Source organism: Pseudoteredinibacter isoporae (assembly GCF_040372805.1).
Classification (GTDB): domain Bacteria; phylum Pseudomonadota; class Gammaproteobacteria; order Pseudomonadales; family Cellvibrionaceae; genus Pseudoteredinibacter; species Pseudoteredinibacter isoporae_A.
Genome location: NZ_BAABWJ010000001.1, coordinates 928705 through 943881 on the forward strand (window position 1 = coordinate 928705; position 15177 = coordinate 943881).

Genomic DNA, 15177 nt, shown 5'->3' on the forward strand with positions numbered 1-15177 from the left:
TATGTGTGTTTTGAATGGTGTTCATAGAGTTTAGCGGCGCCAGAAGCTGGGTGAAAATAACACCAGCAAAGTAAAAATTTCCAAGCGCCCCAATAACATGGCAAAGCACAGAATCCACTTCGCTGGGTTGTTAATGTCGGTGTAATTCAAGGCAACGTCACCCATGCCAGGGCCGAGGTTTGATATGCAAGCGCCGACCGCTGAAACCGAGGTCAGGAAATCCAAGCCTGTGGCCATCAGCAAAATAAACATGATCATATAGCTGATTACGAATACGGCAAAGAATCCCCACACGGCTTCAACCACGCGATCGGAGACGGATGTTTGGCCCAGCTTAATGGGAATGACAGCATTGGGGTTGATCAGGCGCTTGATTTCCCGGATACCCTGCTTGCAGATCAGCAGTACACGAATCACTTTCATGCCGCCACCGGTAGAGCCGGCACAGCCACCCATAAAGGCAAATAAAAACAGAAAGAAAGGCAGAAATCCTGGCCAGATGGTGAAGTCGGCAGTACCGAAACCCGTGGTGGTTAAAATCGAAATAAATTCAAAACTGCCATGAAGTGCGCTGGTTTCCAGATCGTAGGTATCTGTGTGGGCAAGATAGGCGATGGTGATGGGAATGCCCACTGCCAAACAGCTGATATAAAACTTAAATTCCGGATCATGCCAATAATGGCTGATGCTGCGATTGCGACTGGTATAAAAATGCAACGCAAAATTAACACCGGAAAGGATCATAAAGAGCATGCATACAATCAGAATAATTGGGCTGTCGAAATACCCCATGCTGGCATCGTGGGTTGAAAAGCCGCCAATAGCGACGGTTGAAAACGCATGCCCAATAGCGTCAAACAAGGTCATGCCCGCAGCCCAATAAGATAGGGCACAGGTAATGGTCAGTGTGCAGTAAATTAAAAACAGCGCTTTTGCGGTTTCAGTAATTCGAGGTGTGAGCTTTGAATCTTTGACAGGTCCAGGTGTTTCAGCCCGGTAAAGCTGCATACCGCCAATACCGAGCATGGGTAAAATCGCCACCGCAATAACGATAATACCGATTCCCCCCAGCCACTGTAGTTGCTGGCGATAATACAAAATGGATTTGGGTAAATCATCCAAACCTGTGATGACGGTGGCGCCAGTGGTTGTCAGCCCAGAGAGCGATTCAAACATGGCGTCGGTAAAACTCAGCCCGGGCTGATCAGAGAAAATAAAGGGCAGACAACCGGCAATACCCAAAACGGCCCAGAACAAAACGGTAATTAAAAAGCCATCACGTGTGCGTAAATCATGACGGGTTTTATTGCTGGGTAACCAAAGCAAACAACCGGTGGCAAAAATCAAACCCATTGCGGAAAGAAACGCAACGAGAGACTCATCGCTGTAGTAAATCGAAACAAAAATAGGCGGCAGCAAAGTCATGCTGAATAGCATGAGCAGAATGCCCAGTACGCGAAAGATAACTGAAAAATGCATTAGTGTTTGCGTTGCCTATTTAGTACGCCGCTAAAAAAAACTGATACCGGTTTGGAAAAGGTGCTCGATATCGCGGGTGTATTTTTTATTAACAAGAAACAAAATTACGTGATCCCCATCTTCCACAACTACATGGTCATGGGCGATCAGAACTTCACTGCCTCGACTGCTTTCTCGAACAATGGCGCCGATGGTGGCGCCATCCGGCAGGTCAATGTCTTCAATGGCTTTTCCAACCACTTTGGAATTACTTTGATCACCGTGGGCCACAATTTCAATGGCTTCGGCCGCGCCGCGTCGCAGGGAGTGTACGTTAACGGTATCGCCTTCTCGCACATGGGTGAGCAGACTGCCCAGGGTGGTTTGCTGGGGCGATATCGCAATATCAATATCGCCGCCCTGCACTAAATCGACGTAGGCTGGGTTACTGATCAAGGCCATGACTTTGCGGGCGCCTAATCGTTTGGCCAACATGGAAGACATGATATTGGCTTCGTCATCATTGGTCACAGCGAGGAAGACATCGGTATTTTCAATGTTCTCTTCCAACAACATTTCCTGATCAGAAGCGGAGCCGTGCAAAACAATGGTGCGTTCCAGCTGTTCCGATAAAAACTGGCAGCGTTGGGCATAGTATTCGATGACTTTAACGGCGTAACGACTTTCCAGCTTCTTCGCCAGGCGATAACCAATGTTTCCGCCGCCGGCAACAATGATGCGCTTGTAGTGCGTTTCCAATCGACGCAGTTCACTCATCACGGCACGGATGTTGGCTTTGGCGGCAATGAAAAAGACTTCATCGTCGACTTCAATAACGGTTGAGCCTTCTGGTGTGATGGCTCGGCCGCGACGGTAAATAGCGGCCACTCGAGTGTCTACTGACGGCATATGTTGGCGCAAAAAGCGCAATTCCTGCCCCACCAGTGGCCCGCCATGGTAAGCCCGCACGGCCACCAGTTGCACCTTGCCGTCGGCAAAGTCCACAACCTGCAGTGCACCTGGGTGTTCTATTAGGCGGAAGATATAGTTAGAGACCAATTGCTCTGGGCTGATGAGTACATCGATAGGAATATTTTCATCGGCGAACAGTCCGGGCTTGTTCAAATAAGACTGAGCGCGAATGCGGGCAATTTTGGTGGGTGTTTTGAATAAGCTGTACGCCACCTGACACGCAATCATATTGATTTCGTCGTTGTTGGTGACGGCAACCAACATATCGGCTTCATCGAGCCCCGCACGCAACAGGGTGTTGGGGTGACAGGCGTGCCCCGTGACCACGCCGATATCCATATGATCCCGCAACTCACGCAGGCGGTTTTCATCGGTATCGACAATGGTAATGTCATTAGCTTCATTGGCCAGGTTTTCGGCCAGGGTGCCACCGACCTGGCCGGCCCCGAGTATAATAATTTTCATAGGTTGAGCAGCTTAGCTAATCCATTGCGGCTTATTTCGGCCTTTGCTGACTAATTCTACGCCTTTTGTTTGTTTTTTTGCAGGCGTGCGTAATAAAAACCATCGTGCCCTTGGGCTTGTGGGAAAAGCTGGCGGCCATGGGCGACCGCGACCCCCCAGGGAGCCTCAATGGCGTATTCCTCAGCATCGGCATGATGAGCGAGGAATTGTGTTATCTGTTCGTCGTTTTCTTCTGGCAACACTGAGCAGGTGGCGTAGAGCAAAATGCCGCCGGGCTTTAGCAGTGGCCAGAGGCTTTCGAGCAGGCGCTTTTGGATTTCGCACAACTCTTCAATATTCTGTGGCTTACGCAATAACTTGATGTCCGGGTGGCGGCGAATCACGCCGGTGGCCGAACAAGGTGCATCCAGCAAAATGCGATCGAACTGCTCACCATCAAACCACAGCCTGGTATCCGAAGCATCTGCACAGAGGAGTTTAGCGCTGAATCCCAGGCGTGCCAGATTCTCTTCAACTCGTTTCAGACGCTTGGCTTCCGTATCGATGGCGGTCAGCGAAGGGTTTTTTGCCAGCTCAAGTATATGCCCGGTTTTCCCGCCTGGTGCACAACAGGCATCCAGAATGTGTTGATCATCCGCCAGTTCCAATAAATGGGCGCTGAATTGCGCGGCTTCGTCCTGCACACTGAGCCAACCATCCTCGAAATGAGGCAGCTGTTCAACAGGGCAGGGTTTTTCCAGAGTAATGCCGTTGGGACTGAATGGGCAGGCTCGAGCTGAAATACCGCGTTGGGAGAGCAAATCCAGATATTGATCCACCGACAGGCGTTCCAGATTCAAGCGCAAGCTGAAAGGCGGGTGCTGATTGTTTTGCAACAGAATGTCGTCGGCATAATCTGGCCAGGCTTTCTGCAGTCTGTTGTAAAACCACTTGGGGTGGCTGTGTTCCAACCAGGGCTGAGCGCTCATGTCGTGTTGGTTTGTGGCCTGGCGCTGATAATTGCGTAATACGCCATTCACCAGTTTGCAGGCCCAGGGCTTTTTCAAAGCCCGACAGGCTTCAACGCAACTGGCGACGGCAGCATGGGCGGGGATTCGGCTGTAATCCAGTTGATAGCAGCCAATCAACAAGAGCGCCTGAATATCTTGATCCTTGGCTTTTAAGGGCTGGGTTAACAAGCCTTGCAGGGAATGATTCAAGCGATGGAAGTAACGCAGGCTGCCATAGCAAAGTTCTTGCAGTAAGCCTTTATCCTGGGGTTTGACTTGCTTGAGAACAGGCGGCAAGGCGCTGGCCAGAGAGCCCTGTTGTCGAAACACTTGGGCTATGGCTTTGGCAGCAGCAGCGCGGGTATCCAGAGCCATGGTTAGCTCAGTCGCCCGCCGGCGACAAACAAATCGGCTCGGCCATTGAGTAGGTCTTTCAAGGTCATGGCTTTCTTGCCAGGCAACTGTAGACAATGGATGTGCAACAGGCGGCCATCGCCGCAAGCCACCCAAAGCCCGTCAACGGATACCTTGGCAATTTCACCGGGTGCTAAAGTGGTTTCGGTTTCTTCGACACTGGCTTGCCATATTCTCAGACGCTGTTCTTTACCTTTGTCTTCAAAGCCGCAGTGGGCAACGGGGAAGGGGTTATAAGCTCGAACGGTTCTTTCCAACTCAATAGCTGGGCGTTGCCAGTCGATGGCGGCGTCGACCTTACTGAACTTGTGGGCGTAGGTAATCCCGTCTTGGACCTGGTTCTGAGGCTGACTCTCGCCGGCCTCAAGTTTATCCAGAGCCTCTAACAATGCCGGCCCTCCGAGACCTAAGAGCTTATCGTGTAAGCTGCCGCCGGTTTCTTCCGGGGTAAGTTGGCAGCGGCGTGTCACCAGTACCGGGCCGGTATCCAAACCGGCGTCCATTTGCATAATGCAGACACCGGATTCAGCATCACCCGCTTCCACAGCGCGCTGAATCGGCGCCGCGCCGCGCCAGCGGGGCAATAAGGAGGCGTGCACATTTATACAACCGAGTCTGGGAATATCCAGAACGCTTTGGGGCAGCAGCAGGCCATAGGCCACCACCACCATCAGATCCGCATTGAGTGCGGCGAGCGCGTCCCGGTCACCGGCTTCCTTGAAATTCAGCGGCTGATGAACCGCAATGTCGTGTTCCTGGGCGAGTTGTTTAACGGGGCTGGCTTGCAGGCTCTTGCCTCGGTTAGCCGGGCGGTCGGGTTGGGTGTACACCGCGACGATGCGATGTTCACTTTCCAACAGGGTTTTCAGGTGAGCGGCGGCAAAATCCGGTGTACCGGCAAAAACAATATTCAAAGGCATGAAGGTATCAGCGCTCTCAGGCTTGGGTGCGATGCTGCTTTTCCAGCTTTTTACGGATTCGCTGGCGTTTCATATTGGAGATGTAGTCCACAAAGAGCTTGCCGTTGAGATGATCCAGCTCGTGCTGGATGCAGACGGCTAAGAGGCCATCGGGCTCTAAGCTGAAGGTCTTCCCATCGCGGTCCAGTGCCGTCACGCGTATGCGATCTGGACGGCTGACGGTTTCGTAAAATCCGGGCACAGATAGACAGCCTTCATCGTAATCGTGAAGGCTATCCTGATCCAACACCTCAACCTGCGGGTTGATAAAGACCAGGGGTTGATCCTGTTCCTCGCTGACATCGATTACAACGACACGTTTGTGCACATTCACCTGGGTGGCCGCCAGTCCGACGCCGGGTGCGTCATACATGGTGTCAAACATATCATCGACCAGGCTGCGAATTTCATCGTTCACTTCACTGACATCTTCAGCAGTGGTACGCAACCTTGGGTCTGGGAATTCTAAAATTTCTAAAATGGCCATGTGAGTAGATAAACTGCCTGTGACAAACTTCTAGTAAAAATGTAAGGAGCGCTGCTAACATTATGATCAAGCAGCAAATATTGGACGACTTATCGTCCCCTTAACCTGCCGTCTTGCTAGCGAAGCTGCTATATTAGTGACTTAACATCGACTTTCATCGGCAAAATGCAGGTATTAAGCGGTTCATTATACCGGGATTCTGTGAAGGGGCCGACCACAAAGGGCATTTTCTATGAAAAAAACACTGCTGGCGTCATTGGTCAGCCTGTCCGCCTTAGCCGCGCCACTGCTCGGCTGGGCCGATGAGCCACGCCTGAAAAATACCCACCCGGATACCTATTCGGTGGTGAAAGGGGATACCCTTTGGGATATCTCTGCCCGTTTTCTGGAAAACCCGTGGATGTGGCCTGAAATCTGGCACGCCAATGACCAAATTGCGAACCCGCACCTGATTTTCCCCGGCGATCGTATCCGCCTGGTGTATCTCGACGGTAAACCTCGCCTGACATTGGATCGCGGTGAAGCTGGGCGTACCTACAAAGCGAAGCTGGGCCCTGAGATTCATGTCGTGCCTAAAGAGCAGGCGATCACCACCATTCCCCTGGAACGAATCAATGCGTTCCTGTCACGCAGTCGCGTAGTGGAAGTGGGTCTTCTGGATGCTGCGCCCTATGTTTTGGCTGGGGGTGATGAGCACGTTGTGACCGGTGCCGGCGATACCATGTATGCACGAGGCAAGTTTAATACCGAGGTGAAATCTTACGGCGTTTATCGTCAGGGCGAAGTCTATGTTGACCCACAGACAAAAGAGGCCTTGGGTGTTCAGGCTATAGATGTTGCGTCAGTGAAGCAAAAAGCCTTGAACGGTGATATTGGTACCTTCGATATTATTCGTACCACGCAAGAAGTTCGTCTGGGTGACCGCCTGCTGGAAACCGTTGAGCGTTCAATTGATTCAACGTTTTTCCCACGCCCTCCGGCGGAGGAAACCCGAGCCGAAATTATCGGTGTTGAAGGTGGTGTGAACCAGGTGGGTAAACTGGATGTTGTCGCACTGAATAAAGGTGAGAGAGACGAGATTCAAATTGGTGATGTGTTGCTGATTTATAAAAAGGGTGACACGGTTCGTGATCGAATCACGGATGAGGTCATTCAATTGCCCGCTGAAAAATCCGGTGTGTTGATGGTGTTTAGTGTGTTTGAGAAAATGTCTTTCGGTATTGTTCTTGAAGCAGAGCGCCCTTTGCGTACGGGTGATGAGTTGAGATCTCCCTGAGTCAGGCTTTTGTTCTGAGACGCCAAAAACCCGGCACAACACGCCGGGTTTTTTTATGGTCGAAAAGCACTAGGTTTTGTGTTGATGTCGGTAGGTTTGGGGTGAGCAGCTTTGCCAGCGTTTAAAGCTGCTGCTGAAGTTGCGAGTTTCGCTGAAACCACACAACGTTGAAATTTGCGTGATTGACAGTTCGCTGTTTCCGAGTAAATCCAAGGCGAGTTGATGCTTACTGTGTTGCAGCAATTGTTGATAGCTGCTGCCACTCTGTTGCAAGCGGCGACGCAATGCACGTGGTGAAATGTCCATCTTTGCGGCAATTTGTTCCAAACCTGGAAAGTGCCCAAGCCTGGCGTTTAGGTGGTACTCTACTTCATCCAGGGTATTCATTTCCTGGTTCAAGCTTTCGCGCATTTTTATACAGTGCTGCTCAATCAAATCAACCATATGTTGATCATAGTTGGGCAATGTCTGGTCGAAGATGTCCATGGGAAAGCTGAGGCGGTATGCGTCATGACCGTAAGCAATATCGCCTTGATACATCGATGAGTAGTGTGGTTGTTTCTCCGTTTTACTGTACGGAACTTCCAATAGTCGAGGGCAGAGCTCCTCGGATACCAGACAGGCTTGGTTGATGTGCATACTCAAAATAATTTCAATCAGAAAACGTTCCAGTGTTTGCAAACCATCAGAGTCTTGCGAGAGTGAGAAATCGTTGGGGATTGACGTAGAATAGTGCAACTGAATGGTTTTCTGGTTGATTTTCATATCCCATCGAACAAGAGGCATCAACATGGGCATATACTTTTGCCCAAGCGCCATAACATGACGCATGGTTTGAGCAGACAGTTGAGCGTGACCGAGCGCGCTTTTATCAGCAAGTCGAATGTGTTGACCGATGTCCAAACCCAGACTGGGTGAGATATCCAACTCAAGGATATTGTAGAAAAATTGTGTCAATTGAAGTGAGCTGATTTTGTGGTATGGGTGTTCAGCAATCGAGGAGCGAAAGCCACTGCGCAGTAAAACGTCTTCAGTATCCACACAACGGCTTTCCAAGACCCTCAAGGCTGGCCGTATAAAATGTGAATAGCACAAAGACGATGGCTTGGTCATTTCAGATAATAGGCTTCTTTATCACAATTCATAGAAATCAAAACAGCCCAGAAATTCATTTAACTGGGAGGCGTCACCGATAATGGTGATCCGGCCTTCGTTTACCTCTTTTTTCCAGCTGGATCGATTGGCAAGAATGGACTCTAACATGGCGCGCTCTGTCTTTATTTCAGTATCTGTCTCACCCTTGTGGTGCCTGTGATAGTGGAATACCCCTCGGCGCAAGGTAATAAAGTGTTTATCGTCACTGTTTTCTAAACCGTCGTCAATGTGGATGGCCATGGTGGTGGTTTTGTCGGTACAGGCATCCGGATTCACATGTGGCCCCATTAATCTCAGCAGTTCTTTCGTGGAAAGCAAGCGTAAAGGTGCTGCATCAGTCGGCAACAGTCTCGCCTTATTTGGGTTGACATCAAGTTGCAGTGCCAGCGCTTCGGTGAGCATGTAGTGGCGCTGGTTGCCACTGTAAGAGGCATAGGCCATACCTTTTAGCGCGGCGATCTTAAGATCGCGAGCGGTTTTTTCTTTCATGTTTGCAGCCAACATATAGTTGGCGAGCTGAGCAGCCCATTGATAATCCCCTTGATGGAAGGCATTGTCGGCATGCTTGAGAAACGCTTCGATACCACCGGCCAGAACAATCATGCGTTTTGCTTCTTCAGATTTTGTCAGTGGATTCAGGTCCACGGTATCACCACTGAACCAGCCACCGTAACGCGAGTACAAACCTCTAACCAACCAGGGTACTCGGTGATAGGTTTGTGACAAAACAGGGTGATTGGCGAGATGGTCTGGCAGTTGAACGGTTTCAGCTGTTTCTCTTGGCCCGAGGTTATTGTTCAGGGCTCGAAGGGTTTGATCGTAAATAAACTGTGCGGCATCGCGTTGTACCAGTAATGCTTCTTGAACGTTTTCTTTACCTAATACGGGAAGAGAATGACCCGCAATCAGATTTACGGCGGGTTTTTCCATCATTAATTCAATCGAATCAATGAAGCCAACCGGTGATCGATCCGGTTCATTTCGTGGTGTCGATAGAATGGGTACCGCACTGGCGGCGACATCCGCTGCGTGCATGACTTGATCATCGGGCAGCCAAATTAACATTTGATCAATGGTTTCCGATGCCATGGGAATTAATTGCAGACGAACACCCTCGATCGTAATGTCAGTCAATTCAGACACTTCTTCAGTGGGCGCAACAAAATCAATCGAGATATCATCCTTGAGCTGCATTTTTCCAACGCCAATGTTCACTCGCCCATGTGGACCATCGGGAAGCAATGCCCCGAGTTGCGCCGCAGCGCGCATGGTGAGGTGAGGCGCCAACGCGGTATTAAAATGGGCGTAATGTTGATGCCAGCGATCAGCGGCATACACCTTAACCGGAACATTTGGGTTTTCTTCAGTCAATACTCTGGCGCCACCGAGGTGATCACCGTGACCGTGGGTATAGATCAATGCCACAACCGGTTTCTTCGTTATGGTGCGATAATCATTCAGTGCGCGTGCGGTAGCATCGGCCGACCAACCTGAATCGATAACAATCAGGCCATTGTCACCTTCAATAAAAAAGATATTGGAAAAGTCATAAGCAAACGCCTGGTGAATGCGGTCACCTATCTTGATGAGTTGTGGTTTATCCGCGCGTTGCCCTTTCATTTCGAGAATCGGGTGTACCGACGGCTCCACCTTGTAGGGCGAGAAGGCTGATGTATATAAACTCAGGACAATTAAAAAACCGACAGCCAATACGCTGAAAATGCCTGCTAAGTACTTCATCTCGATATCTCCTTTTTGATTGAATTATATCGAGGCAAGCGCAAAGGGTTGATCTGCACAGCGGCCACTGGCAACGTTAAAGTGACCACTGTGCAGTCGAGTAGAATTGGCGGGAGGCTTATTTATAGTGTTTGTATATGTCCAGGATATCTTCCAGGTTGTCCAATAAGGCATCGACCACCCTCGGATCGAACTGCTTTCCTCTTTCCGATTTAATCAAACCCAAGGCGTCGTCAAGACTCCAGGCATCTTTGTAGCAGCGCTTAGACAGCAAGGCATCGAACACATCGGCAACTGCGGTGATGCGAGCTTCGACAGGAATATCACTCCCGGATAGATTTCGAGGGTAGCCGCCGCCTTCCCAGCGTTCGTGATGACCACCCGCGAGGTTCGCGGCGGTACGAATAATTTCCAGATCAGAGCCTGACAACATTTCCTCGCCGATAATGGCGTGTTGCTTCATGATCTCCCATTCATCGGGATCAAGTTTGCCTTCCTTATGCAAAATAGCGTCGGGTACAGCAATCTTGCCAATATCGTGCAGCGGTGAGGCAATTTTAATAATTTGCGCTTTCGCTTCTGATAAACCACAGCCCAGTGCTAATAGCTCCGATATCATGGCTACACGCTTTACATGGTTGCCGGATTCATTGGAACGGTTTTCGATGGCTTCACCGAGACGGTAGGCAATTTCTTTTTGAGTGCGCTCGGTTTGCGCTTCCAATGACAAACTTTCGTAAGCGATATTGACGTTGTTAATAAACAGATTCAGTAGTGAATACTGATTATTTTCCTCTTGCTTGTAGGCCATGTTGTTTAACAGCAAGACGGTAGGGTCGGCGAACGGGCAGCGTAAAATAATGGCCAATTTGTCGTGCGGTAAATTAACCAGAGTTTCATCAATGGCCAGTAACTTTTCAACGGTCGTGCCAAACTCGGCTTTGACATCAATATCACTGATGCCACGATAACAACCGGTGGCAGCCACGACTTCATACTTGCCGTCGTTGCGTTGAATTGCGATGGCATTATCTTCGATGACCAAATTGGCGCTGCGTTCAAGACTGCTGAGAGAAAAAATCTGTTCGAGCACGCCTTCCACAAATAAACCGAGGGAGCGTTTGCCAAACACATCACCGGTTGATTCGATGACTTTTTTCATGCCCGCTTCATGGGCCATCAGGGAATGAATATCCTGATAGGAGCGCAAGGAACTGCAGGTGACGGTATACAGTTTATTTGCGGTCAGTTCAGATTTTTCTTTATAGCCATTGATGTCGTAGTCACGCACAACCTGGCGCTCTGGTGCGTCGCCAGGTTGCCCTGTGCGCAAGACAATACGGACTTGTTTGTTTTTCAGCTCTTCGCGAATCCAGACCACGAGCAAGAGACCAGCATCCCTCGACTCCATTACGACGTCCAAGAGGATAAGACCGACATCCTCTTCCCGTTTCAGTATCTCTTTGGCCTCGGCGGCGGAGTTGGCGTGCAGAAGCTCAATACCGCGATTTTGATACTCAAAATCGCTTAAGGCTAACTCAGTAATGGTATGGATATCCGGTTCATCATCAACAACGAGCACTTTCCACGGATCCCCAAGAACCGGCTTAGGCTCAAATTGGGGCTTTTCATTACTCAGAAAACTGTATTCAGGCATAAAGGCATCCTTTGAGACGTCTAATTTCTATACTAGACGACATTATTTGACTGTGCACACGGGAATGAAGCTTTTGCCTTAAATTCCTTCCATGATTGCTAAATGTCAGGTTTGACAGCTTATTTTATGCATCTCCACCCGACAGGGGTTACAGACTAATAAGAAATTTGGCTCGTTTCAATTTATGTGAAGCCGTTTATGTTTCTTCCTCTTTCGGTGCGAGCTTATGCCCGATACCGAGGTGGTTGATAAAGGTTTGAGAGCGAGGTTCATATGGAGTTGGATAGCGAAAGAGAGAGTCGTCTGGCCCTGCTGATGTGCCAACACTGGCAGGGGCGTTATTTGCGCCGTTCACTGCAGGGGCTGGAATCGGCCTGCCAGTTTTTTGCCTTACCTGTAAACGAACAGCGCCAGCGGTTGGCATCGGATGCTTATGAGCAGCTGCTTCCTTATATACAAAAAAGGGAACACAGTCTGCTGGGGAGCCAGATTCAAAATACCTTGGAACGCTGTCGCACGCTGGGTGTTAGTTTGCTTTTTTCCTCGGACGATGAATTTCCGTCCTTACTGAAGGAAACTGCAGATCCACCTGAGTTATTGTTTGTTAGCGGTTGTTTGGAGGTTCTGCATTGGCCCCAACTGGCCATTGTGGGGAGCCGTAAGGCCAGCCCGTCGGGCATAAAACAGGCAGAGCAGATTGCGGCTGATTTGGCGTCAGTGGGCTTGGCGATCAGCAGTGGATTGGCGTTGGGAATTGATGCGGCTGCTCATCGCGGTTGCTTACGCGCAGGCGGCAGAACCGTTGCGGTACTTGGCAGTGGGCTGGATCGCTTGTACCCCAAGCGTCATCTTCAATTGAGTCAGCAGATCATTACGGAAGGTGGTGTCATCATCAGTGAGTACCCTTTTGGGATGCCTCCCCTGCCAGCTAATTTCCCAAAGCGCAATCGCATCGTGACCGGTATGGCGCTGGGTACGTTGGTGGTCGAAGCTGCTGAGCGCAGTGGCTCCTTGATAAGTGCTTCCCTGGCGCTGGAAGAAAACCGAGAGGTATTCGCAATTCCGGGTTCCATCAACAATCCCCTGAGCCGTGGTTGCCATAAACTGATTAAACAGGGGGCTATTTTGGTTGAAAGTGCGAAAGATATTGCCGAGCAGCTCAGTTCGACGATTCAAGGTCAACTGGCACTGTTGCCTGCGCGGGAGGAAACAGACGATGAATCGGTTCAAGAGGCGCATTCCGAGCAGGCTGGCCTGTTGCGGCATGTCGGATTTGATCCCATCAGTCTGGATGAAATTCAGATTGCTTCGGGCCTGACGGCAGAAGAAATATCGGTACAACTCATGGAGTTAGAGATCAGCGGCCTGATCTGCCAGCAGGCCGGGCTATATCAACGCATAAAATAGGGAATTTAAGGTGTGCAAAAAGGCTTGAGCGCGATTAAGAGTTCGGGTAAATTTGCCGCTTTTTCGCACAAGAGACTACGCCAATGAGCAAACCATTTGTTGCTATTTTGATGGGTTCTGATTCAGACCTGCCTATTATGGAAGCCGCTTTCGATACTCTGGACAAGCTGGGTGTTCCGTTTGAAGCTAAAGTTAGCTCTGCCCACCGTACCCCGGAAGCCACTCATACCTATGTTAAAGATGCCGATGCCCGTGGTGCTGGCGCCTTTATCTGTGCTGCTGGTATGGCTGCTCACCTGGCCGGTGCAGTGTCTGCCAACACGCTGAAGCCAGTAATTGGTGTACCCATTAATTCTTCTCTGGATGGCTTGGACGCGTTGCTGTCTACCGTACAGATGCCTGGCGGTATTCCGGTAGCAACCGTAGCGATTGGTAAAGCCGGTGCCAAGAACGCTGCATATTTGGCGGCTCAGATTCTGGGTGTGTCCGACGCGGATCTGCACCAGAAGTTGATCGACGAGCGTAAAGCGAATGCGGATGCCGTGATCGCCAAAGACGCATCTTTGCAGGAAAAATTAGCTCAGCGCTAATTGACTGTGAACTGGGCCCTGAATCCGCGAATTCGCCGCCTTGCGTTTGTTATGCAGGGTGGCGGCGTTATCGCCTATCCCACTGAAGCGGTTTGGGGCCTGGGCTGTGATCCTTTTGAGCAACCTGCCGTTGAAAAAATTCTCTGGCTCAAAGGCCGAGCTCAAGCGAAAGGCTTGATATTGGTCGCGGCCGACATCAATCAGTTCGAGCCGTTTCTGGCCGGACTCTCCCAAGAACAATTGCAACTACTCGAGGACAGCTGGCCTGGACCCCATACTTGGTTGGTTCCCGTTAATGGCTATTGTCCAGAATGGATCAGTGGTCGATTTGACTCGGTTGCGCTTAGGGTAAGTGCTCACCCTGTAGTGTCTGGATTATGTCAGGCTTTCGGTGGCCCGATTGTTTCCACCTCGGCAAACCCCCAGGGTTTACCCCCCGCACTCAACGCTATGCAAGCCGAGCGTTATTTTCGTGGCAGCCTGGATGGGCTCGCTCCGGGAGTGGTGAATACTCAGGCAAAGCCGTCGACGATTCGTGATCTGCGCAGCGGCGACATTATTCGCGCCTAGACGCCCCTTTTATACATCTATTCTCTGCATCGAACTCGCCCGGTGAACATGAATTGCCGGCAGCGCTCCAGTGTGGCTTTTGGTACTATGCCCAACCCCTGACACGATAGAAGACGCAGTTATGAGCCTGGTTGATAAACACGCGGTGAAAGCCTATTTAATGCAGCTCCAAGACCGAATCTGTGCCGAACTGGCAGCAGCCGATAACGGCTCTGAATTCAAGCAGGATGAGTGGACCCGGGAAGAGGGCGGCGGCGGTCGCTCGCGGGTGATCGAGAATGGCCAAGTATTTGAAAAGGGCGGCGTCAACTTTTCCCATGTCAGTGGTGCTGCGATGCCGGCCTCTGCTACAGCGCATCGTCCAGAATTAGCGGGACGATCCTTTGAGGCAATGGGGGTGTCTCTGGTGATTCATCCCAACAACCCTTATGTGCCAACCAGCCACGCCAATGTGCGCTTTTTTATCGCCGAGAAACCCGGTGCCGATCCGGTCTGGTGGTTTGGTGGCGGGTATGATCTGACACCTTATTATGGCGATGAAGACGACTGCCGCAGCTGGCACGAGACCGCCCGACAAGCCTGTGAGCCTTTTGGTGAGGACGTCTACCCACGCTATAAACAATGGTGCGATGACTATTTCTATCTGAAACATCGTCAAGAGGCGCGCGGCGTTGGTGGTTTGTTCTTCGATGACCTCAATGAGTGGGGGTTTGAGCGCAGCTTTGAATTCATGAAAGCGGTCGGTGACAGTTATACCCGCGCCTATTTACCGATCGTGGAGCGTCGCAAGGATAGGGCCTTTGGCGAACGCGAGCGTCAATTCCAGCTCTATCGCCGCGGGCGCTATGTGGAATTTAATCTGGTTTGGGACCGGGGTACATTGTTTGGCTTGCAGACCGGTGGGCGCACGGAGTCTATTCTGATGTCCATGCCACCGCTGGTGCGCTGGGAATATGACTATCAGCCTGAGCCTGGAAGCCCGGAAGCCGAATTAACAGAAGCATTCCTGCCGGCTCGTGATTGGTTGTCCTGATAGCC

13 protein-coding genes are annotated in these 15177 nt (G+C 50.7%); 5 read left to right on the plus strand and 8 right to left on the minus strand.

Annotated features, from left to right (window positions below; translation table 11 throughout):
- Positions 1–30 precede the first annotated feature (30 nt).
- The 5 genes from ABWW03_RS04195 to def are packed head-to-tail and all read right to left on the minus strand — an operon-like array spanning position 31 to position 5744.
- Positions 31–1479: a TrkH family potassium uptake protein gene (locus tag ABWW03_RS04195; protein WP_353406556.1), complete on the minus strand. Its 1449-nt coding sequence runs from the start codon at positions 1477–1479 to the stop codon at positions 31–33.
- Positions 1480–1509: 30 nt separating this feature from the next.
- A complete protein-coding gene (gene trkA / locus ABWW03_RS04200) occupies positions 1510–2895 on the minus strand; it encodes a Trk system potassium transporter TrkA (protein ID WP_353406557.1) in 1386 nt (461 codons plus the stop codon).
- A 56-nt stretch (positions 2896–2951) separates the two neighbouring features.
- Complete coding sequence (rsmB, locus tag ABWW03_RS04205; RefSeq protein WP_353406559.1) at positions 2952–4259, minus strand: 16S rRNA (cytosine(967)-C(5))-methyltransferase RsmB; 1308 nt, start codon at positions 4257–4259, stop codon at positions 2952–2954.
- 2 nt (positions 4260–4261) lie between these two features.
- Positions 4262–5218 (minus strand): methionyl-tRNA formyltransferase, encoded by a 957-nt coding sequence (gene fmt, locus ABWW03_RS04210; protein WP_353406560.1) that lies wholly within the window; start codon positions 5216–5218, stop codon positions 4262–4264.
- Positions 5219–5234: 16 nt separating this feature from the next.
- Positions 5235–5744 carry a peptide deformylase gene (def, locus tag ABWW03_RS04215; protein WP_353406562.1) on the minus strand — a complete coding sequence of 170 codons (510 nt, stop codon included), beginning with the start codon at positions 5742–5744 and terminating at the stop codon, positions 5235–5237.
- 232 nt (positions 5745–5976) lie between these two features.
- Between def and ABWW03_RS04220 the strand changes: the two genes are divergently transcribed.
- A complete protein-coding gene (locus tag ABWW03_RS04220) occupies positions 5977–7020 on the plus strand; it encodes a LysM peptidoglycan-binding domain-containing protein (protein ID WP_353406563.1) in 1044 nt (347 codons plus the stop codon).
- 69 nt (positions 7021–7089) lie between these two features.
- Here ABWW03_RS04220 and ABWW03_RS04225 read toward each other — a convergent pair whose 3' ends face one another.
- From ABWW03_RS04225 to ABWW03_RS04235, 3 genes are all read right to left on the minus strand, one after another.
- Positions 7090–8061 (minus strand): helix-turn-helix transcriptional regulator, encoded by a 972-nt coding sequence (locus ABWW03_RS04225; protein WP_353406565.1) that lies wholly within the window; start codon positions 8059–8061, stop codon positions 7090–7092.
- A gap of 93 nt (positions 8062–8154) precedes the next feature.
- Complete coding sequence (locus tag ABWW03_RS04230; protein ID WP_353406567.1) at positions 8155–9915, minus strand: alkyl sulfatase dimerization domain-containing protein; 1761 nt, start codon at positions 9913–9915, stop codon at positions 8155–8157.
- A gap of 118 nt (positions 9916–10033) precedes the next feature.
- A complete protein-coding gene (locus ABWW03_RS04235) occupies positions 10034–11572 on the minus strand; it encodes an HD domain-containing phosphohydrolase (RefSeq protein ID WP_353406568.1) in 1539 nt (512 codons plus the stop codon).
- Between the two features lie 273 nt (positions 11573–11845).
- Here ABWW03_RS04235 and dprA point away from each other — a divergent pair, with 273 nt between their 5' ends.
- From dprA to hemF, 4 genes are all read left to right on the plus strand, one after another.
- The gene (dprA, locus tag ABWW03_RS04240; RefSeq protein WP_353406569.1) at positions 11846–12979 is read left to right on the plus strand and encodes a DNA-processing protein DprA; all 1134 of its coding nucleotides are present in this window, start codon (positions 11846–11848) and stop codon (positions 12977–12979) included.
- Positions 12980–13062: 83 nt separating this feature from the next.
- Positions 13063–13569, plus strand: coding sequence for a 5-(carboxyamino)imidazole ribonucleotide mutase (purE, locus tag ABWW03_RS04245; RefSeq protein ID WP_166852077.1), 507 nt, complete (start codon positions 13063–13065; stop codon positions 13567–13569).
- 6 nt (positions 13570–13575) lie between these two features.
- On the plus strand, positions 13576–14139 hold the full coding sequence (locus ABWW03_RS04250; protein ID WP_435372738.1) for an L-threonylcarbamoyladenylate synthase: 564 nt from the start codon (positions 13576–13578) through the stop codon (positions 14137–14139).
- 121 nt (positions 14140–14260) lie between these two features.
- Positions 14261–15172 (plus strand): oxygen-dependent coproporphyrinogen oxidase, encoded by a 912-nt coding sequence (gene hemF / locus ABWW03_RS04255; RefSeq protein ID WP_353406570.1) that lies wholly within the window; start codon positions 14261–14263, stop codon positions 15170–15172.
- Positions 15173–15177: the final 5 nt, after the last annotated feature.

Bases quoted from the DNA above. Each gene is read 5' to 3' on its own strand.
- trkA (WP_353406557.1), bottom strand. From the start codon at position 2,895: ATGAAAATTATTATACTCGGGGCCGGCCAGGTCGGTGGCACCCTGGCC.
- ABWW03_RS04230 (WP_353406567.1), bottom strand. From the start codon at position 9,915: ATGAAGTACTTAGCAGGCATTTTCAGCGTATTGGCTGTCGGTTTTTTA.
- ABWW03_RS04235 (WP_353406568.1), bottom strand. From the start codon at position 11,572: ATGCCTGAATACAGTTTTCTGAGTAATGAAAAGCCCCAATTTGAGCCT.
- rsmB (WP_353406559.1), bottom strand. From the start codon at position 4,259: ATGGCTCTGGATACCCGCGCTGCTGCTGCCAAAGCCATAGCCCAAGTG.
- ABWW03_RS04195 (WP_353406556.1), bottom strand. From the start codon at position 1,479: ATGCATTTTTCAGTTATCTTTCGCGTACTGGGCATTCTGCTCATGCTA.
- fmt (WP_353406560.1), bottom strand. From the start codon at position 5,218: ATGCCTTTGAATATTGTTTTTGCCGGTACACCGGATTTTGCCGCCGCT.
- ABWW03_RS04220 (WP_353406563.1), top strand. From the start codon at position 5,977: ATGAAAAAAACACTGCTGGCGTCATTGGTCAGCCTGTCCGCCTTAGCC.
- def (WP_353406562.1), bottom strand. From the start codon at position 5,744: ATGGCCATTTTAGAAATTTTAGAATTCCCAGACCCAAGGTTGCGTACC.
- dprA (WP_353406569.1), top strand. From the start codon at position 11,846: ATGGAGTTGGATAGCGAAAGAGAGAGTCGTCTGGCCCTGCTGATGTGC.
- hemF (WP_353406570.1), top strand. From the start codon at position 14,261: ATGAGCCTGGTTGATAAACACGCGGTGAAAGCCTATTTAATGCAGCTC.
- purE (WP_166852077.1), top strand. From the start codon at position 13,063: ATGAGCAAACCATTTGTTGCTATTTTGATGGGTTCTGATTCAGACCTG.